Below are 19,706 nucleotides of genomic sequence, written 5' to 3'. Positions count from 1 at the left end.
AAGGCGGCCCGATCGCCTTTCAAAAAACGCCCATGCATCACGTGCGCCAAATATCGGCTCCCGTGCAAAGGCCTCCATGTGGGAGAAGATGGCTCGGCGCGCAGCGCCGAGCCGGATGAGGGGTGTTGGAAGAAATGAGGCGCCCGTGTTCTGAGCGCCGGTTTGCGCCAAGCTGGAGCACCCCTCATCCGTCCGAGCTTCGCTCGGCCACCTTCTCCCACAAGCGGAGAAGGGAAGGCCTCATCCACCACCCTCAAGTAATCACGCTGGGCTTGTTGCGGCCGGTGTGGGTCTTGATCCCGGCAATGTCGTCGGCCGCTGAAATCAGATCGGCGAGCGCCTCCTGCGTGTCGAGATCGTGCCTCGCCTGGTCCGGCTCATAGCGCTCGATATAGACGCGCAAGGTCGCGCCTGATGTGCCGGTGCCCGAAAGCCGGAAGACGACGCGCGATCCGCCTTCGAACAGCACCCTTATACCCTGATGCTCGCTGGTCGAGCCGTCGACCGGGTCGTGATAGGCAAAATCGTCGGCCTTGGCGATCTTCAGGCCGCGAATGCTGGTGCCCGGCAACGAGCCGAGCTTCGCCCTGAGTTCGCCGACCAGCGCATTGGCGCGCTCGGTCTCGACTTCCTCATAGTCGTGGCGAGAATAGTAGTTGCGCCCGTAGGTTGCCCAATGTTCGGTGACGATCTGTTTGCAGCTTTCGCCGCGCGCGGCCAGGATGTTGAGCCACAAGAGCACCGCCCACAGACCGTCCTTTTCGCGGACATGGTTGGAGCCGGTGCCGGCACTTTCCTCGCCGCAGATGGTCGCCATGCCGGCATCGAGCAGATTGCCGAAGAACTTCCAGCCAGTAGGCGTCTCGTAGATGCCGATACCGAGCTTGTGGGCGACGCGGTCGGCGGCACCGCTGGTCGGCATCGAGCGGGCAATACCCTTCAGGCCTTCCTTGTAGCCGGGTGCCAGGCGGGCATTGGCGGCGAGCATGGCGACCGAATCCGACGGGGTGACGAAAATACCCTTGCCGATGATCAGATTGCGGTCGCCGTCGCCATCGGAGGCGGCGCCGAAATCCGGCGCGTTCGGTCCCATCATCTCGTCATAGAGGTGTTTGGCATGAACAAGGTTGGGATCGGGGTGATGACCGCCGAAATCCGGCAGCGGCTTGAAATTGCGGCAGGTGCCGTTCGGTGCGCCGAGGCGGTGTTCGAGGATTTCCTTGGCGTAGGGTCCGGTCACCGCATGCATGGCGTCGAAGCGCATGCAGAAGCCCGACTTGAACAGTTTGCGCAGCGCATCGAAATCGAACAGGCTCTCCATCAGCTCGGCATAGTCGGTGACCGGATCGATGATCTCGATGGTCATGCCGCCAGCCTTGACGGTCCCGACCGTATCGATGTCGATCGGATCGATGTCGGCGGTCTTGAAGCTCGAAATCGCCTTGGTCTTGGCAAAGATGGCGTCGGTCAGCTTTTCCGGCGCCGGGCCGCCATTGCCGGCATTGTACTTGATGCCGAAATCCTCATGCGGGCCGCCGGGATTGTGGCTGGCCGACAGGATGATGCCGCCGAAGGTCTTGTATTTTCGGATGACATGCGAGGCCGCCGGCGTCGACAATATACCGCCCTGCCCGACCATCACCTTACCGAAACCGTTGGCGGCGGCCATGGCGATGGCCTTCTGGATGACCTCGCGGTTGTAGTAGCGGCCGTCGCCGCCGATCACCAGGGTCTTGCCGGCAAATCCGTCGAGCGCGTCGAAGATCGACTGGATGAAGTTCTCGGCATAGTGCTCCTGCTGGAACACTGGCACCTTCTTGCGCAGTCCCGACGTGCCGGGCTTCTGGTCGGAATAGGGCTTGGTGGGGACGGTTCGTATCATGCTTCAGGCAACCCTTTTCGAAAGCAGCAGGCGATAAAGTTCGACGTATTTTTCGGCGCTTCGGTCCCACGACAGATCGGTCTTCATGCCCTGGCGCTGGATGGTTTCGAAGCTTGCGGGACTGGCATGGGCATCGACCAGGCGGCGGATGGCGTGCAGCAGCGCGCCGCCATTGTTGGGAGCAAACTGGAACCCGGTCGCCACGCCCGCGGCCATTGCTGCTTCATTGGCATCGATGATGGTGTCGGCAAGGCCGCCGGTGCGCGCGACGACCGGCACGCAGCCATAGCGCAGGCCATAAAGCTGCGTCAGCCCGCAAGGCTCGAAGCGCGAAGGAATAACGATGGCGTCGCAGCCGCCCTGCATGATGTGCGACAGCTGCTCATCATAGCCGACGACGACGCCGATGCGGCCGCGGTGGCGTGCGGTCGCGGCCAGCAGCGCGCCTTCGAGGCCCGCGTCGCCCGAGCCCAGGATGGCCAGCCTTGCGCCTGTCGCGACGATGCCGTCGACCACCGTCGCCAATATGTCCATACCCTTCTGCCATGTCAGCCGGCTGACGACACAGACAATCGGGCTGTCGTCGCGGTCGAGGCCGAAACGGTCCTCGACGGCGGCCCTGTTGGGCGCCCGGGTCTTCAACGTTTCGGCCGTATAGGTCGATACCAGATGCTTGTCGGTCTCCGGATCCCAGATGGCGGTATCGATGCCGTTGACGATGCCATGGAGATCGCTTGAACGCATGTTGATGAGCCCGTCGAGTCCCATGCCGAATTCCGGCGAACGGATCTCCTGCGCATAGGTCGGGCTTACCGTTGTGATCGCCCAGGCGGCTTGCAAGCCAGCCTTGAGGAAGCCGACACCGCCATAATATTCGACGCCGTCAAGTGCCATCGCCGCGGCCGGCAGGCCGAGCTCACCGAAAATGCCGGCGCCGAACTGGCCCTGGAAGGCGAGATTGTGGACGGTCATCATCGACGGTATGCCAACGGCCTTGCCGTAGCGCATATAAGCCAGGGTCATCGCCGACTGCCAGTCATGAGCATGGACGATGTCAGGCAGGTAGCCCGAAATGGCGCCGCCGGCGATATCGGCGCCGGCCTGGCTCAGCGCCGCGAAGCGCCGCCAATTGTCCGGCCAATCGGCGCCCGAGGCGTTGCCATAGGGACCGCCAGGGCGGTCGAACAGATGCGGCGCGTCGAGCACGAACAGGTCGAGCCCGGTGACCTCGACGGCATGGACCGAGGCCTTGCCGCCCTGCAGCAAAGGGTACTGATAGACGGCCTTCTTTTTCTTGAAGGCGTTCATCACCACCGGAAAGCCCGGGATGAGCGTGCGCATGGTCACGCCCCTGGCCGAGAGCGCAATAGGCAGCGCGCCGGTTACGTCAGCCAGTCCGCCGGTCTTGATCAGCGGGAAAATTTCGGGCGTGACCGACAGAACATGCATGCGCTTAACGATCCGCTCCTGGTCCATGTCGCCCAGAACCGTGTAGCGGTTTTGGGACCACGACATGCACAAAACACCCTAAAGTGACAGCTTGTTGATCAACCTGTTCAGGTTGACAACTTGTTGATCATGTCCTGTGTGATTAGGCAGATACCCTTTTCCGAGACGCGGAAGCGCTTGGCGTCGATCGCGGGATCCTCGCCGACCACCAGCCCTTCCGGTATCCTTACACCGTGGTCGATGACGACGCGCCTCAACTTTGCGTTCCGGCCGACATGAACGTCGGGCAGCATGACAACCTCTTCCAGCGTCGAATAGGAATTGATGCGCGCACCGGTGAAAATCAGGCTTTTCTTCAGCGAAGCGCCCGAGACGATGCAATCGCCCGACACCAGTGACGAGACGGCGGAACCGCGCCTGCCGTCCTCGTCATGGACGAACTTTGCCGGCGGCTTCAACTCGGCATAGGTCCAGATCGGCCAGTCGCGGTCGTAGAGGTCGAGTTCCGGCGTCACGTCGGTCAAGTCGATATTGGCTTCCCAATAGGCGTCGACCGTGCCGACATCGCGCCAGTAGGCCTCGTTCTCGGCGGTCGAACGCACGCAGGACTTGGTGAAGCGGTGCGCGATCGCCTTACCGTGCGTGACGATATAGGGGATGATATCCTTGCCGAAGTCGCGGCTGGAGCCCGGCTCGGCGGCGTCGCGGCGCAGTTGCTCCATCAGGAACTTGGTCTTGAAGACGTAGATGCCCATCGAGGCCAAGGCGAATTCCGGATTACCCGGAATTCCCGGCGGATCGGCGGGCTTTTCGACGAAGGCGATGATGTTGTCCTTGGCATCGACATGCATGACGCCGAAGCCGGTCGCTTCCATGCGCGGCACTTCGAGGCAGCCGACCGTGACATCGGCGCCGGCATCGACATGCTGGCGCAGCATCATCTCGTAATCCATCTTGTAGATGTGATCGCCGGCCAGGATGACCATGTATTCCGGACCATAGGCCTCGATGATGTCGATGTTCTGGTAGACGGCGTCCGCCGTGCCTTCATACCATTGCGTTTCCGACACGCGCTGGCTGGCCGGCAGGATGTCGAAGCTCTCATTTCGCTCGGGCCGCAGGAAGTTCCAGCCGCGCTGCAGGTGGCGGATCAGCGAATGCGCCTTGTACTGAGTGGCGACGCCGAGGCGGCGGATGCCGGAATTGAGCGCATTGGAGAGCGCGAAATCGATGATGCGCGTCTTGCCGCCGAAATAGACCGCCGGCTTGGCGCGCCGGTCGGTCAGTTCCTTGAGGCGGCTGCCGCGCCCGCCGGCCAGCACATAGGCCATGGCGTCGCGGGCCAGCGGCTGGGTTCGTTTCAAGTCTGCCATTCCTACCCTCCCAAGTTACTCGTCTTTATGCGTTGACCAGCCTTAACGAGTTCAGTCGGCGGCGAGTTCAAGCATGATCGTCGACAGCGGTGGCAGAAGCATCATTGCCGAAATGCTCTTGCCCTCCGCCCGTGCCTCGACCACGCCGCCATTGCCCATGCCGGAGCCGCCATATTCGGAAGCGTCGGTGTTGATGATCTCGCGCCACTTGCCGGCCTTCGGCAGAGGCACACGATAATTGTCGCGCGGCACCGGTGTGAAGTTGGAGATGACGGCGACCGGATTGCCGCCGGGAGCGTTGCGCACCCAGGCGAAAACCGAATTCTGGCTGTCGTCGACGATCAGCCAGGAAAACCCTTCCGGCTCGCAGTCGCGGCCATGCAGGGCCGGGCGTGAACGATAGAGATAGTTGAGATCGCGCACCGTCTGCCAGACACCGCGATGCGGGCGGAAATCGAGCAGGTTCCAATCGAGCGCGCGCGTCTCGCTCCATTCGCGGCGCTGCGCGAATTCCTGGCCCATGAACAGCAGCTTCTTGCCGGGATACCCCCACATGAAGCCGTAATAGGCCCGCAAGGTCGCGAATTTCTGCCAGTCGTCGCCGGCCATCTTGCCGAGCAGCGTGCCCTTGCCGTGCACGACCTCGTCATGCGAGAGCGGCAGCACGAAATTCTCCGAGAAGGCGTAGGTCAGGCCGAAGGTCAGCTCATTGTGGTGGTGCTTGCGGAAAATCGGCTCCTTTGAAAAATACTCCAGCGTGTCGTGCATGAAGCCCATGTTCCACTTGAAGCCGAAGCCCAGCCCGCCTTCATGGACAGGCGCCGAGACCTTTGGCCATGAAGTCGATTCCTCGGCGATGGTCATAACGCCGGGATGGTGCCCGTAGAGCTCCTTGTTCATCTTCTGCAGGAAGCTGACCGCCTCGAGGTTTTCGCGCCCACCCTTCTCGTTGGGAATCCATTCGCCCTGCTTGCGCGAATAGTCGAGGTAGAGCATCGAGGCGACCGCGTCGACGCGAAGACCGTCGACATGGTATTTTTCGGCCCAGAATAGTGCGTTGTTGACGAGGAATGACACCACCTCGCGGCGGCCGAAATTGTAGATCGCGGTGTTCCAGTCCGGGTGGAAGCCCTTGCGCGGATCGGCATGCTCGTAGAGCGCGGTGCCGTCGAAATGGACCAGACCGTGCTCGTCGACAGGGAAATGCGCCGGCACCCAGTCGAGAATGACGCCGATGCCGGCACGGTGGGCGCCATCGACAAAGCGGGCAAAGCCGTCCGGATCGCCGAAGCGGGCCGATGGCGCGTAGAGGCCGGTTGTCTGGTAGCCCCAGGACGGGTCATAGGGATGCTCGGAGATCGGCAGGAATTCGACATGGGTGAAACCGGCCTCGACCACATAGGGGATCAGCCGGTCGGCCAGTTCATCCCATGACAGGAAGGTGCCGTCGTCGCGAAGCTGCCAGGAACCGGCGTGGACTTCGTAAATCGAGATGGCTTCGCGCCGAGGGTCGGCGTTGCGCCAGAAATCGCGATGCGCCTCGTCACCCCATGGATGGGCCGGCGGCACCGCGGTCACAGAGGCGGTTGCCGGGCGCAGCTCCGACTTGAAGGCGAACGGATCGGCCTTCAGCGGCAACCTGACGCCATCGGGGCCTATGATTTCGTATTTATAGGGCCGGCCGGCACCAATATCGGGAATGAACAGCTCCCAGATGCCAGTGTCGCGACGGTCGCGCATCGTATGCCGGCGGCCATCCCAGTCATTGAAATCGCCGACCACCGAGACGCGCCGGGCATTGGGCGCCCATACCGCGAAATGCACGCCGGTAGCGCCTTCGTGCTCGATGACATGCGCGCCGAGCTTGTCGAACAGCCTGAGATGCGAACCTTCGGCGATGTAGTAATCGTCCATCGGCCCGAGCACCGGGCCGAACGAATAGGGATCGGTCAGCCACCAGCCGCCGCCGGCATTGCGCGCGTGGTAGCGAAGCGGTTGGCGCTTCCTGATCGACAGCTTGCCCTCGAAGAAACCGGCGTCGTCGCGCCTGGTCAATTCGCCCGCCTCGATGCCGGTCAGCGTGTAGGCGGTGACGGACTGCGCATGCGGAACGAAGCAGCGCGCGAACAGGGTCTTGCCGGCCTCCTGGACACCGAGAACCGCAAAGGGATTGCCGTGCGTACCGGCGACAATCGCCGCAACATCGCTGGCTGGCGCCAGTCCGTCCGGCCCGCTTGTCGCAGCGGTCGCGTGCGGCTTCCTCATCAGGCAGCGTCCCTCCCAGGGCACCAGCTATTCATTTCTAGCGATGTGAATTGGGCTCGCATCACCGGGACCACATTGTTCGTGGCTCATGCAATCACATCAGACCGGCACGTTCCAGATTTCTTTCGCGTATTGACGGATCGTGCGATCGGAGGAGAACCAGCCGACGCGGGCGACGTTGCGGATGGCGCGCGCGTACCAATCCGGGCTGTTGCGCCAGACAGCATCGACGTCGCGCTGGCAGGCGGCATAGGCGTCGAAATCCGCCGCGACCATGAACCAGTCGGTGTCGTAGAGACCGTTGATGAGGTCGCGGTAGCGATTGGGATCATCGGGCGAGAAGACGCCCGACGAAACCGCCGCAACCGCCTGCGCCAGTTCCGAGGATGCTTCGATGACGCCGCGCGGATTATAGCCATTGTTGCGCCGCTCGGCGACTTCTTCGGTGGTGAGGCCGAAGATGAAGATGTTGTCGTCGCCGACATGCTCCTTGATCTCGACATTGGCGCCGTCAAGCGTGCCGATGGTCAGCGCGCCGTTCAGCGCGAACTTCATGTTGCCGGTCCCCGACGCTTCCATGCCGGCGGTCGAGATCTGCTCTGACAGATCGGCGGCCGGCATCAGCACCTCGGCCAGGCTGACGTTGTAGTTCGGTACGAACACGACCTTCAGCAGGCCGCGCACCGAAGGGTCGCTGTTGATCACCCTGGCGACATCGTTGGCCAGTTTGATGATCAGCTTGGCGTTGTGGTAGCTGGGCGCGGCCTTGCCGCCGAAGAATTTCACGCGCGGCATCCAGTCGCGCTCGGGATGCGAACGGATCTGGTCATAGAGCGCGATTGCTTCGAGGATGTTGAGGAGTTGGCGCTTGTATTCGTGGATGCGCTTGACCTGGATGTCGAAGAGCGCCGAAGGGTCGAGCTTGATGCCGAGGCGATCGGCTACCAGATTGGCAAGCCTCACCTTGTTCTGGCGCTTCACGGCGGCGAATTTTTCGCGGAAGGCAGTGTCGCCGGCGAGAGGATCGAGCCCCTTGATCGCCTCGATGTCATCCATGAAGCGGTCGCCGATCGCCTCGCGGGCAAGCGCGGTGAGGCCCGGATTGCACTGGATGAGCCAGCGCCGCGGCGTGATGCCGTTGGTCTTGTTGTTGATGCGATCGGGATAAAGTTTGTGGAGGTCGGCGAAGACCGTCTCCTTCATCAATTCGGTGTGCAGCGCCGACACGCCGTTGATCGAATGCGAACCGACAAAGGCCAAATTACCCATGCGCACCCGGCGGTCGCCATTCTCCTGGATCAGCGAGATGCGGCTGATCTGCTCGTCCGAGAATTGGTCGGTGGCGCGGGCTTCGAGTAGCACCTGCGCGTTGATGGCGTAGACGATCTGCATGTGGCGCGGCAGGAGCCGCTCGAACAGCGGCACCGACCAGCTTTCCAGCGCCTCGGGCAGCAGCGTATGGTTGGTGTAGCCGAAGGTGCGCTTGGTGATGTCCCAGGCGAGATCGAAATCCATGCCATGGACATCCATCAAGAGCCGCATCAGTTCAGGCACGGCGATCGCCGGATGGGTGTCGTTGAGGTGGATCGCGGCCTTGTCGGGCAGCGACTTCAGGTCGCCATATTGGCTGAGATGGCGCTGGACGATGTCCTGCAGCGAAGCGGTCGAGAAGAAGTATTCCTGGCGCAGCCTGAGCTCCTGCCCGGCCATGTGGGAATCGGCTGGATAGAGCACGCGCGACAGCGCATCGGCCTTGTTGCTTTCAGCCAGTGCCCCGATGTGGTCGCCGGCATTGAACTTGTCGAGCAGGATCGGATCGATCGGCATGCCCGACCACAGCCGCAGCGTGTTGACGCGCTTGGCGCGCCAGCCGGCCACGGGCGTGTCGTAGGCGACCGCCAGAACATGTTCCCTCGGCTTCCAGACATGGCGTTCGAAGCGCCCTTCCCTGGAGGTGATCGATTCGACCGAACCGCCGAAGCCGACTTCGAAGGAGCGCTCGCGGCGCTCGAACTCCCAAGGGTTGCCATGGTCAAGCCAGGTCTCGGGCAGTTCGACCTGCCAGCCGTCATGGATTTCCTGGCGGAACATGCCGTTGGCATAGCGGATGCCGTAGCCATGCGCGGGAATGTCGACGGTCGCCATGCTTTCCATGAAGCAGGCGGCGAGCCGTCCGAGGCCGCCATTGCCAAGGGCAGCGTCCGGCTCGAGCGCCGCGATCAGGTCGAGGTCGACGCCGAGCGACGACAGCGCCTCACGCATATTCTCCATCAGGCCGAGATTGGAAAAGGCGTCGCGCATCAGACGCCCGATCAGGAATTCGAGCGAGAGGTAATAGACGCGCTTTTCCTGCTGGTCGTAGGCTTCCTTGGTGGCCTGCATCCAATGGTCGACGATGCGGTCGCGCACGACCTTGATCGAGGCGGTCAGCCAGTCGTACTGGGTCGCGACGGTGGTGTCCTTGCCGACCCGGTATTTGAGCGACATCAAGACTTCTTCGGCGAGCGTCTTGGGATCGGGATTGTCGAGAGCGGGGGCTTCGATCGTCATGGCGGATGTCATATCGCCTCTCGTTCGGTTTGGCCTGATCATACCGGCTTTCACCGTTTCTCCCAGCCTATCCTAGTGCATTGCAGCATGTTTTCAATCGATTAGAGAATACTCCCGCCTGCTTACCCTGCGGCAACTTGGCAGTTCAGGCCGCCAATGCCACCTCCGGGGGTGTTTTTGCCCCGGTCATAAAGGCAACGGCATCGGACATCGTATATTGCTTGGGGTCGATGACGCACAGGCGACGGCCCAGACGGTGGATGTGGATACGGTCGGCCACCTCGAAAACGTGCGGCATGTTGTGCGAGATCAGCACGATCGGGAGACCGCGCTTCTTCACGTCAAGGATCAGTTCGAGCACGCGGCGGCTCTCCTTGACGCCGAGTGCCGCCGTCGGCTCGTCCATGATCACCATCTTCGAGCCGAAGGCGGCGGCGCGGGCCACCGCCACGCCCTGGCGCTGGCCGCCCGACAGCGTCTCCACCGCCTGGCTGATGTTCTGGATGGTCATCAAGCCGAGTTCGGTCAGCTTGTCACGGGCGCGCTTTTCCATTGCCGGACGGTCGAGCATGCGAAGCCACTGGCCGACAAAGCCGGGTTTGCGGATCTCGCGGCCGAGGAACATGTTGTCGGCGATCGACAGCGCCGGCGACAGCGCCAGGTTCTGGTAGACGGTTTCGATGCCGGCTTCGCGAGCTTCCATCGGCGACTTGAAGGAGACGGGTTTGCCTTCGAGCCGGATTTCGCCTTCGTCCGGCGCGGCCGCGCCGGAAATCGCCTTTATGAGCGACGACTTGCCGGCGCCGTTGTCGCCGATGACGGCAAGGATTTCGCCGGGGTAAAGGTCGAAATCGGCATTGTCGAGAGCGGTGACGCGGCCATAGCGCTTGACCAGACCGCGCGCGGTGAGGATGGGCTCCTGGGTCATGCCGAAACCTTTCTGATCCATTGGTCGATGGCGACGGCGCCGATGATCAGCACGCCGGTGAGCAGCACTTTCCATTGCGGATCGGCGCCCAGCATGTTGAGGCCCATCGAGACGACGCCGACGATCATGGCGCCGAACAAGGTGCCGAGGATGGAGCCGCGGCCGCCGAAGAGAGAAATACCGCCGATCACCGTCGCGGTGATCGCCTGCAGATTGTAGTCGGTGACGGCGGCGGACGGCGAGATCGAGCCGTTGCGGCCGATCGAGACCCAGGCCGCGAAAGCGGCGATCAGCCCGGCAAGGGTGTAGACCGTCATCAGCACCTTCTTGGTTTGGATACCCGACAGCTTCGCCGCCTCCTGGTCGTCGCCGACGGCGTAGACATGACGGCCCCATGCGGTGTGGTTGAGCACGTACCAAAGAATCAGCACGAGCACGACCGTGGCGATGACGCCGAGCGTCAGCACCGCCGTGCCGACCTTGAAGCTCAGGGCAAACAGGTGCAGCAGCGGCGCCTGATTGTCGACGTCGGTGTCGCGGATCGTCTCATTGGCCGAATAGATGAAATTGGTGGCCATGACGATGTTCCAGGTGCCAAGCGTCACGATGAAGGGCGGCAGCTTCATGTAGGCGACCAGCAGCCCGTTCAGCAGCCCGCAAGCCGCTCCGGCGGCAAGCCCGATCGCCACGGCGAGCACGCTCGGCATGCCGTAGCTGACCGCGCAATTGCCCATGATCACGGCCGAAATCACCATGATCACCCCGATCGACAGGTCTATGCCGGCGGTCAGGATGACCAGCGTCTGCGCGGCCCCGAGAATGCCGACGATGGCGATCTGCTGCAGGATCAGCGTCAGCGTGTAGGACGAAAAGAATCGCCCTCCGATCGTGATGCCGAAGATAATGATCGACAGAAGCAGCACGATCAGCGGCACCGCGGCCGGCGTCGAATGCAGAAAATGCTGGACGCGCTTGACGGCTGATTTGTGCTCGTCGAAAGCGGCCACGCTTGTGTCGCTGGCCGAGAGAACCTTCTCGAATTCCTGAACTTGAGCCATGTTTTCTCCCCGTAGGGCTTCAGCCACGCGCTGACGCCGTCCACGCCTTCCGGTCTGTCGCCGGGATTATTCGCGTTTACAGTGATGCATCGTCCACCCGATGCGGCCGGGGATCAAGCCCCCGGCCGATCGGTTTTGTTCCGGTCAGGCCGGCATCAGCCCCAGCACTTGGCGAGGCCTTCCTTGGTGTCGATGGACTTGACGCCGTTGGCGGGCTTGTCGGTGACGAGATTGACGCCGGTGTCGAAGAAGTTCTTGCCCTCGGTCGGCTTCGGCTTGGTGCCGTTCTTGGCGAAAGCGGCGATCGCCTCGATGCCGAGTGCGGCCATCTGCAGCGGATATTGCTGCGAGGTGGCGCCGATGACGCCTTCGGCGACCGACTTCACGCCGGGGCAACCGCCGTCGACCGAGACGATCAGCACCTGGCTTTCGAGGCCGACGGCCTTGAGCGCCTGGTAGGCGCCGACCGCTGCCGGCTCGTTGATGGTGTGGATGACGGTGATGGTGTTGTCCTTCTGGAGAAGGTTTTCCATCGCCTTGCGGCCGCCTTCCTCGTTGCCGTTCGTCACATCATGGCCGACGATGCGCGGATCGGTCTCATCGCCAATCTTGTTGGGATCCTTCACGTCGATGCCGTAGCCCATCATGAAGCCCTGGTCGCGCAGAACGTCCACGGTCGGCTGCGAGGGGGTCAGGTCGAGGAAGCCGATCTTGGCATCCTTGGCCTTGTCGCCCAGAGTGGCGGCGGCCCAGGCGCCGATCAGCTTGCCGGCTTCCAGATTGTCGGTGGCGAAGGTCGCGTCGGCGGCGTCGATCGGGTCGAGCGGCGTGTCGAGCGCTATCACCAGCAGGCCCGCATCGCGCGCCTTCTTCACCGTCGGCACGATGCCCTTGGTGTCGGACGCGGTGATCAGAATGCCCTTGGCGCCATCGGCGATGCAGCTTTCGATCGCCGCCACCTGGCTCTCGCTGTCACCGTCGATCTTGCCCGCATAGGTCTTGAGATCGACGCCAAGTTCCTTGGCCTTGGCGGTCGCGCCCTCTTTCATCTTGACGAAGAACGGATTGGTGTCGGTCTTGGTGATCAGGCAGGCGCCGACGCCGGCGGCTGATGCGGACGAAGCGAACGCCATCAGACCCAGCGCGGCCGCCGCAAAAACGGTGGACTTCAACAGTTTTGTATTGGTCACGATTTTCCTCCCAGTGAACCATTTTCGAGTGCCGGCCAACCGGCACCCGCACGGCATCCAAGCGACTTCTCCCAGCGCGGATGCCCCCTCAGAGAACACCACAGCAAGGCATCTGTCAATAATTAAATCACTCTTATTTATTATTGACAGCCTTGCGTCGTTCACTCATTCTGGCCCAAAAGCATTGCCGGGGAAACGACGGGAGGAACAGGGTGGAGACCGCCACTGCGAGGCATGGTTCGCCCGAAGCGAACGAGAGCCTTATTCACCGCGGCACCAACCAGAGCGGCATGCGCGACCACAACGAGCGCCTGGTGCTTTCGCTGGTGCGCCAGCACGGCAGTCTTGCGAAGTCCGACATTGCCCGTATGACCGGACTTTCGGCGCAGACGGTCTCGGTCATCATGCGCGAACTGGAGGAAGAAAGCCTGCTCGTTCGTCAGGCGCCATTGCGTGGCAAGATCGGTCAGCCCTCGATCCCCATGGCGCTCAATCCCGAAGGCGCCTTCTTCATCGGCCTCAAGATCGGCCGCCGTAGCGCCGAACTCGTGCTGATCGATTTCCTCGGGCAGGTGCGCGCCATGCTGCAGCATTCCTACCGCTACCCTGCCCCACGCGAGACAGTCGAGTTTGTCACGTCGGGCATGAAGACGATGCGCGGCGAGCTGACACCGGCGCAGGACAAGCGCATTGCCGGACTCGGCATCGCCATGCCGTTCGAACTTTGGAACTGGGCCGACACCGCCGGCGCGCCGCGCGACGTCATGGACGAATGGCGCCATCGCGATATCAGGGCCGACATCCAGGCACAGTGCGATTTTCCGGTCTACCTGCAAAACGATGCCACCTCCGCCTGCGGCGCCGAACTGGTCTTCGGCCAGACGGGCGCGGCGCGGGACTTCGTCTATTTCTACATCGGCGCCTTTGCCGGCGGCGGCATCGTGCTCAACGGCCGGCTCTTCGGCGGACCGACCGGCAATGCCGGCGCGCTCGGCTCAATGCCCGTGCCCGGGCCGGATGGAAAACCGACCCAGCTGATCGACGTGGCCTCGATCGCCATGCTTGAAAAAAGACTCAATGCGCGTGGCGTCGAGGCCTCGTATCTGTGGACCTCACCCGAGGATTGGGGGGAGATCGGCGCTGAGCTCGACGAGTGGATCGCCAGCGCCTCGCAGGCGCTCGCTTACGCCATCGTGGCAGCGTCCTCGGTCATCGATTTCGAGGCCGCGGTGATCGACGGCTGGATGCCGAAGGCCGTGCGCCAGAGGCTGGTCGAGGCGGTCGTGACGGCAATCGGTGCGATCGACGGCGAAGGGCTGAAACTTCCGACCGTCCGCGAGGGAACCGTGGGCATTCATGCTCGGGCGCTCGGCGGCGCCAGCCTGCCGCTTTCCGAACGGTTCCTGATCGGTTCGACGACGATCTCCAGGAGCGCCTGAATGCTGATCGGGATTCCGGCGCTGCTTGGTCCGGAGCTTCTGGCGACGTTGCGCGCCATGGGCCATGGTGACGAGATCGCCCTGGTCGACGGGAACTATCCGGCGCAAGAGCAGGCAAGACGCCTCATCCGGACCGACGGCCATGCCCTCATTCCCGTACTCGACGCGATACTGACGCTGCTTCCGGTCGACGATGTCGTGCCGGAGGCGCTGTTTCGCGCCTCGGTGAAAGGCGATCCGTCGCTTGCCGACCCCGTCCATCATGAAATGGAGGCGATCTGCGCCAAACGCGCTCCGGGCCGCAAGGTGGTTGCGCTGGCCGGCGCCGACTTCTATGCACGGGTCAGATCGGCGCATGCCATCGTCGCGACAAGCGAGCCGCGGCTTTACGCCAACATCATCATCCGCAAGGGCGTGATCTATCCGCCGGAGACCAGGAAGCCATGATCCTCTGCTGCGGCGAAGCCCTGATCGACATGCTGCCGCGCACCACCACCGAGGGTGAGCCGGCCTTCGCTCCCTATGTCGGCGGCGCCGTTTTCAACACGGCGATCGCGCTCGGCCGGCTCGGCGCGCCGGCCGGCTTCTTCTCGGGCCTGTCGTCGGACCTGTTCGGCGGCCAGTTCCGGAACGCGCTCGGGGCAAGCAAAGTGAGTTCAACCTACGCGCACACTTCGCCCCGGCCGACGACGCTGGCCTTCGTGCGGCTGAACAACGGCCAGGCAACCTACACCTTCTATGACGAGAACACGGCCGGGCGCATGCTGACCATCGAAGACCTGCCGCAACTCGGCGGCGAGATCGAGGCGATGCTGTTCGGCGCCATCAGCCTGATCTCGGAGCCGGCTGGCTCGGCCTATGAGGAGTTCATGCGGCGCGAGCATGAGGCCCGCGTGATGATGCTCGATCCCAACATCCGGCCGAACTTCATCCCCGACAAGGCCAAGCACCTCAGGCGCATCCGGGAGATGATGGCGATGGCCGACATCGTCAAACTGTCGGACGAAGACCTCCACTGGTTCGGCGAAGCCGGTTCGCACGAGGATGTGGTGCGCAATTGGCTCGAACGCGGCCCCAAGCTGATCGTCGTCACCCATGGCAGCGAAGGTGCCGTTGGCTACAGCAAGCAGCACCGTGTCACCGTCATACCGGAGACAGTCAAGGTGGTGGACACCGTCGGCGCCGGGGACACGTTCAACGCCGGCATCCTTGCCTCCCTGCATGAGCAAGGCCTGCTGGCGAAGGCGGCGATTTCCAGCCTGTCCGAAGACGCAATCCGCAAAGCATTGGCGCTCGGCGCCAAGGCGGCGGCAGTGACGGTATCACGAGCCGGCGCCAATCCCCCCTGGCGGCACGAGATCGGCTGATCGGCTCCCGAAAGCGATCACTTTATGTTTCCATGCGCCAAAAACCGCGACAAAAATGGCCTGAATTGCACCGCCAAGCCCGGATTCCCGGCTTTTTGGGGCAATGCGCCGGCAAAACACGGGTAACGGCCTGCGACACTTGCACCATACCCCCGGTTCGCAGCCGGCTTTTTCAGCCGCGCCAAGTCTGGTACCAGCGGGCCGGTTATTGGCAGGTATTGAGGCCGACATGCAGTTCATCGATCTTGGCGCGCAGCGCGAACGAATCCGCGACCGGCTGAAAGCCGCGATCGACCACGTTGTCGAGGATGGCCGCTACATCTTTGGCCCCCAGGTCGCCGAATTCGAAGAGAAGCTCGCCGCCTATGTCGGCGTCAAGCATGTGGTTGCCTGCGCCAACGGCACGGACGCACTGCTTTTGCCGCTGTTTGCCGCCGGCATCGGCCCGGGCGACGCGGTGTTCGTGCCAAGCTTCACCTTCGCCGCCACGGCGGAAGTGGTGGCGCTGGCCAAGGCCGAGCCGGTTTTCGTCGATGTCGATCCGAAGACCTACAACATCGACATCGCCAGCCTCGAGGCGGCGATCGCGGCCATCAAGAAGGAAGGCCGACTGAAGCCGAAGGCGATCATCCCCGTCGACCTGTTCGGTCTTGTCGCCGACTACGAGGCGATCATGGCTATCGCCAATCGCGAAGGCTTGTTGGTGATCGAGGATGCCGCGCAGTCCATGGGTGGTTCGCTCGAAAGCAGGATGTGCGGCTCGTTCGGCCACGTCGGCTCGACCAGCTTCTATCCGGCCAAGCCGCTTGGCTGCTATGGCGACGGTGGCGCGATGTTCACCAATGATGACGCTTTGGCCGACACGCTGCGTTCCTTCGCCTTCCACGGCAAGGGCGAGACGCAATACGACAACATCCGCGTTGGCATCAATTCACGGTTGGATACGCTGCAGGCGGCAATCCTGATCGAGAAGCTGGCCATCCTCGAGGAAGAAATGATAGCGCGGCAGGTGGTAGCCAAGCGCTATGCAGAAGGCCTGGGCGATATCGTCACCGCGGCCCGTAACCTGGATGGCAGCCGTTCAGCCTGGGCGCAGTACGCGATCGAAACGCCCAAACGCGACGGCCTTAAAGCTCATCTGAGCGAAAAAGGCATCCCGTCTGTAATTTATTACGTCAAGCCGCTGCATGAGCAGATCGCCTATCGCGACTACCCGCGCTCGCCGACCGGTCTTGCGGTTTCGGAGAATCTGCCGAAACGCATCCTGTGTCTGCCGATGCATCCCTATCTTAGCGAGGCCGACCAGGACCGGATCATCGAAACGATCCGCAACTATATCGGCTCGAACTCAGCGCAGGCCGCGGCCGAATAGGCGCCTGATAGCAGAGGCGGACACACCTCGTTCGCTTAGAGCGGTCGGGGCGCGGGTCGGCGCGTCGCGCCGTTATTTGAGACGGTCGGCGCGCGTCTTGTGGTCCGGTCATTCATTCCCGGCCGGGTCACGGAACGGCACTGCAATATGCAGATCCCTGCTGTGAAGACCAAAGTGCCCAGCACCCATGACAACCAGATCCGATGGTCGACCGACAGTTCGACAACAGCTATGATCAGGTAGTTGCTGGCTATGAAATGGCAGGGGCCCCTCAAACCGCCGATCATTCTTATGATCGCGCCCAGGAGCACCCCATACACAATGATGCCCAGCGCTCCGAGCTCGTACCACAAATCGAATACGATATTGTGTGCGCTTGGGAGATCCACCTGCGCATAATATGTGGGACTCACCACAACCCCGACCGCGTTTCTCATCGTATTGGCGCCATGGCCGAGAACGGGCTGGTCCGCAATGTGGGGCGAGATCATCTGCCAAAGATCAAGTCGCGCGGCGAAGGTTCCTGGATAGAAAGCCAGCCATCCCGTGGTTTTGAGGTAGGCGAACAGCGGCGAGACGACGAAGGGGGCGATCAGGGCAAAAGACAAATAGACGGCGAAGAATGCGACCAAGGCGTGCTGGCGGTATTTGGCGGGCATGACAAACATCACCGCCACGAAGACAATCGCCAGATTGACGCCGGTCGATTGACCGTAGAGCAATGTCAGCACGGCAAAGAGAGCCGCAAGCCCCCTCCAGACGAACCACGGCTGGGCAAGAAATATGACGGCAAAAAAAGCTCCATAGACCGTGATTTTGTGGAGGGTGAAAACATTTTCCACAAATCGCGGATTTTCGGTCAAAAACGCAAAATACAGTTCCCAACTCATCACCGACACCAGGCCGATCAACATGCCGACCAATGAGACCCGCGCGAGCCGGTCGCGTTGAGCGCCCGGAAGCGCCAGAATGCACTCAAACAGCAGGATGGCGGCGACCGAGTAGCCAAACAGGTCCCTCGCAGCCATGAGAGAGCGGCTCGCATTAACCGACCACAGGGCGCTCGACAGGACAAAGCCGGACAAGAGGGCCAGAGTTACGGCGAGGCCTATCGTTGCTCTGCCAAAGCGCGCACCCTTCGTCAAAAGGGTAAGAGCGCCCATGAGTGCCGCGACAAATGCCAGGGCCGTCGGAGACATTTCGATGAAGGCGAAAAGGGCGGGAGAGAGGGCGTAGAGGCCCAGCAACATCCTGAGGACTATTTCGTCACGATTGCTGGTCCATGCGGGAAAGCCGCCCAAAATGACGGCATGGCATTTCTGAAACAAGGACATTCATTCACTTACCGACTCAGGGGACGTCGACAAAGGATAAGCCATCGACGAGGGCTTTTCACCTACTACGTCCCTGGATTGCAACCCTGCCGCTGGCGATGAAATGCGGATTGGCGAAGTCCTCGTCATCGGCCTGGTTGCGCTTGCCATAGGCCAAGGGCTTGCCGTCCAGCGTGCGTGTCGTGCCACCGGCGGCGCGCAGCACCGCGTCACCCGCCGCCGTGTCCCATTCCATGGTGCGGCCGAAGCGCGGATAGACATCCGCCTCGCCATTGGCGAGAAGGCAGAATTTCAGCGACGAACCGACCGAGACGATCTCGGCGGCACCAAGGTCGCGAATATAGGCTTCGGTTTCCGGCGTGTTGTGCGAGCGGCTGGCAACCACCGCCAGCGGCGTCGCGGCCGTTCTCACCGAAATCGGCCGGCGAGAAACGATCTGGTAGTCGCCATCGATTTCGAGGGCTTCCGCCCTGCCCGGCAGACCGGAAAAGAAGCGGCCGCTGCATGGCGCGAAGACAACGCCGACTTCGGGCACGCCATGGCGGACAAGCGCGATGTTGACGGTGAAGTCGGTGCGCCGGTTGACGAATTCCTTGGTGCCGTCAAGCGGATCAATGAGGAAGAAGGTCTCGGCAAGTTCGCCCGGCATGACACCGGCCGCCGCCTCCTCCTCGGCCACGCAGGGGATGTCGGGGAATTCCGCACGCAGGCCGGCGAGGATGATCTTCTCGCTCTCGCGGTCCGCCTCGGTCACCGGCGAGGAATCCGATTTGCGGTCGACCGCGCAGCCGGCGTGGAACACACGCATGACCTCACCCCCGGCCGCTAGCGCCAGCCGCTCGAAGATCTCAAGCATCGACGTGTCGTCAGATGCCGCCGCCATTGTCATATTGATCTTCCGCAATGTCACGTTCGTTCAGCCAGTGTTCCAGGGCATCTACCATCTCTTCAGGCGACTTGCCGAGCGTCTTGAGATGGATCTCCGGGTTCTCCGGTGCTTCGTATGGAGAATCGACACCGGTGAAATTCTTGATCTCGCCATTCAGCGCGCGCGCATAGAGGCCTTTCGGGTCACGCCTGGCGCATTCCTCGAAAGGCGTGTCGACAAAGACTTCGATGAACTCGCCACTGGCCATCAATTCGCGCGCCATGCGCCGCTCGGCTCTGAACGGCGAAATGAACGAGACGATGACGATCAGCCCGGCGTCCGCCATCAGCTTGGCCACTTCGGCGACGCGGCGAATGTTCTCGACGCGATCGGCGTCGGTGAATCCAAGGTCGCGGTTGAGACCGTGACGGACATTGTCGCCGTCGAGGATATAGGTATGGCGGCCAGTGGCGAACAGCTTCTTCTCGAACAGGTTGGCGATGGTCGACTTGCCGGAGCCCGAAAGCCCCGTGAACCAGAACACGGCGGGCCGTTGGTTCTTCATGTCGGCGCGCACGCCCTTGCCGACATCGAGCGATTGCCAATGGATGTTTTCGGCGCGGCGCAGCGA

Annotated in this window: 15 protein-coding genes; 4 read left to right on the top strand and 11 right to left on the bottom strand. The window is 62.4% G+C overall.

Annotated elements, in window-relative coordinates; genetic code table 11:
* Positions 1–253 precede the first annotated feature (253 nt).
* From FJ492_RS27990 to FJ492_RS27955, 8 genes are all read right to left on the bottom strand, one after another.
* Positions 254–1,882: an alpha-D-glucose phosphate-specific phosphoglucomutase gene (locus tag FJ492_RS27990; RefSeq protein ID WP_140773549.1), complete on the bottom strand. Its 1,629-nt coding sequence runs from the start codon at positions 1,880–1,882 to the stop codon at positions 254–256.
* 3 nt (positions 1,883–1,885) lie between these two features.
* Positions 1,886–3,331, bottom strand: coding sequence for a glycogen synthase GlgA (gene glgA, locus FJ492_RS27985; RefSeq protein ID WP_140773553.1), 1,446 nt, complete (start codon positions 3,329–3,331; stop codon positions 1,886–1,888).
* 107 nt (positions 3,332–3,438) lie between these two features.
* On the bottom strand, positions 3,439–4,704 hold the full coding sequence (gene glgC, locus FJ492_RS27980) for a glucose-1-phosphate adenylyltransferase (RefSeq protein WP_140508009.1): 1,266 nt from the start codon (positions 4,702–4,704) through the stop codon (positions 3,439–3,441).
* 51 nt (positions 4,705–4,755) lie between these two features.
* Positions 4,756–6,969, bottom strand: coding sequence for a 1,4-alpha-glucan branching protein GlgB (gene glgB / locus FJ492_RS27975; RefSeq protein ID WP_140508007.1), 2,214 nt, complete (start codon positions 6,967–6,969; stop codon positions 4,756–4,758).
* A gap of 99 nt (positions 6,970–7,068) precedes the next feature.
* A complete protein-coding gene (locus FJ492_RS27970; RefSeq protein WP_140773546.1) occupies positions 7,069–9,531 on the bottom strand; it encodes a glycogen/starch/alpha-glucan phosphorylase in 2,463 nt (820 codons plus the stop codon).
* A 133-nt stretch (positions 9,532–9,664) separates the two neighbouring features.
* Positions 9,665–10,447: an ATP-binding cassette domain-containing protein gene (locus FJ492_RS27965; protein ID WP_140773544.1), complete on the bottom strand. Its 783-nt coding sequence runs from the start codon at positions 10,445–10,447 to the stop codon at positions 9,665–9,667.
* On the bottom strand, positions 10,444–11,505 hold the full coding sequence (locus FJ492_RS27960) for an ABC transporter permease (protein WP_140773542.1): 1,062 nt from the start codon (positions 11,503–11,505) through the stop codon (positions 10,444–10,446). The genes FJ492_RS27965 and FJ492_RS27960 overlap by 4 nt, the downstream gene beginning before the upstream one ends.
* A gap of 155 nt (positions 11,506–11,660) precedes the next feature.
* Entirely contained in the window at positions 11,661–12,677 is a 1,017-nt protein-coding gene (locus FJ492_RS27955) for a sugar ABC transporter substrate-binding protein (RefSeq protein ID WP_181166784.1), read from the bottom strand.
* Positions 12,678–12,907: 230 nt separating this feature from the next.
* Between FJ492_RS27955 and FJ492_RS27950 the strand changes: the two genes are divergently transcribed.
* The 4 genes from FJ492_RS27950 (at position 12,908) to FJ492_RS27935 (ending at position 16,873) form a co-directional block, all read left to right on the top strand.
* Entirely contained in the window at positions 12,908–14,134 is a 1,227-nt protein-coding gene (locus tag FJ492_RS27950; RefSeq protein WP_140773537.1) for an ROK family transcriptional regulator, read from the top strand.
* Positions 14,135–14,581 (top strand): RbsD/FucU domain-containing protein, encoded by a 447-nt coding sequence (locus FJ492_RS27945; RefSeq protein WP_140507997.1) that lies wholly within the window; start codon positions 14,135–14,137, stop codon positions 14,579–14,581. It begins immediately after the preceding gene.
* Positions 14,578–15,501, top strand: a complete 924-nt coding sequence (locus tag FJ492_RS27940) for a carbohydrate kinase (RefSeq protein WP_140507995.1) — start codon at positions 14,578–14,580, stop codon at positions 15,499–15,501. Before FJ492_RS27945 ends, FJ492_RS27940 begins: the two co-directional genes overlap by 4 nt.
* A gap of 229 nt (positions 15,502–15,730) precedes the next feature.
* Positions 15,731–16,873 (top strand): DegT/DnrJ/EryC1/StrS aminotransferase family protein, encoded by a 1,143-nt coding sequence (locus tag FJ492_RS27935; protein ID WP_140773535.1) that lies wholly within the window; start codon positions 15,731–15,733, stop codon positions 16,871–16,873.
* Positions 16,874–16,908: 35 nt separating this feature from the next.
* Here the strand turns inward: FJ492_RS27935 and FJ492_RS27930 are convergent, their stop codons facing one another.
* The 3 genes from FJ492_RS27930 to cysC form a co-directional block, all read right to left on the bottom strand.
* On the bottom strand, positions 16,909–18,207 hold the full coding sequence (locus FJ492_RS27930) for an O-antigen ligase family protein (RefSeq protein ID WP_140773533.1): 1,299 nt from the start codon (positions 18,205–18,207) through the stop codon (positions 16,909–16,911).
* Positions 18,208–18,265: 58 nt separating this feature from the next.
* Positions 18,266–19,063 (bottom strand): 3'(2'),5'-bisphosphate nucleotidase CysQ, encoded by a 798-nt coding sequence (gene cysQ, locus FJ492_RS27925; protein WP_140773551.1) that lies wholly within the window; start codon positions 19,061–19,063, stop codon positions 18,266–18,268.
* Positions 19,064–19,073: 10 nt separating this feature from the next.
* Positions 19,074–19,706 (bottom strand): adenylyl-sulfate kinase (gene cysC / locus FJ492_RS27920; protein WP_140773531.1); only part of this gene is annotated, 633 nt, incomplete at its 5' end.

It is taken from the genome of Mesorhizobium sp. B2-5-4, assembly GCF_006441095.1.
Lineage (GTDB): Bacteria > Pseudomonadota > Alphaproteobacteria > Rhizobiales > Rhizobiaceae > Mesorhizobium > Mesorhizobium salmacidum.
This window is presented reverse-complemented; position numbering and strand designations above follow the sequence as displayed.

Coding starts and splice junctions, on each gene's coding strand:
- FJ492_RS27990 (WP_140773549.1), bottom strand. CDS start 1,882: ATGATACGAACCGTCCCCACCAAGCCCTATTCCGACCAGAAGCCCGGC.
- glgA (WP_140773553.1), bottom strand. CDS start 3,331: ATGCATGTTCTGTCGGTCACGCCCGAAATTTTCCCGCTGATCAAGACC.
- glgC (WP_140508009.1), bottom strand. CDS start 4,704: ATGGCAGACTTGAAACGAACCCAGCCGCTGGCCCGCGACGCCATGGCC.
- glgB (WP_140508007.1), bottom strand. CDS start 6,969: ATGAGGAAGCCGCACGCGACCGCTGCGACAAGCGGGCCGGACGGACTG.
- FJ492_RS27970 (WP_140773546.1), bottom strand. CDS start 9,531: ATGACATCCGCCATGACGATCGAAGCCCCCGCTCTCGACAATCCCGAT.
- FJ492_RS27965 (WP_140773544.1), bottom strand. CDS start 10,447: ATGACCCAGGAGCCCATCCTCACCGCGCGCGGTCTGGTCAAGCGCTAT.
- FJ492_RS27960 (WP_140773542.1), bottom strand. CDS start 11,505: ATGGCTCAAGTTCAGGAATTCGAGAAGGTTCTCTCGGCCAGCGACACA.
- FJ492_RS27945 (WP_140507997.1), top strand. CDS start 14,135: ATGCTGATCGGGATTCCGGCGCTGCTTGGTCCGGAGCTTCTGGCGACG.
- FJ492_RS27940 (WP_140507995.1), top strand. CDS start 14,578: ATGATCCTCTGCTGCGGCGAAGCCCTGATCGACATGCTGCCGCGCACC.
- FJ492_RS27935 (WP_140773535.1), top strand. CDS start 15,731: ATGCAGTTCATCGATCTTGGCGCGCAGCGCGAACGAATCCGCGACCGG.
- FJ492_RS27930 (WP_140773533.1), bottom strand. CDS start 18,207: ATGTCCTTGTTTCAGAAATGCCATGCCGTCATTTTGGGCGGCTTTCCC.
- cysQ (WP_140773551.1), bottom strand. CDS start 19,063: ATGCTTGAGATCTTCGAGCGGCTGGCGCTAGCGGCCGGGGGTGAGGTC.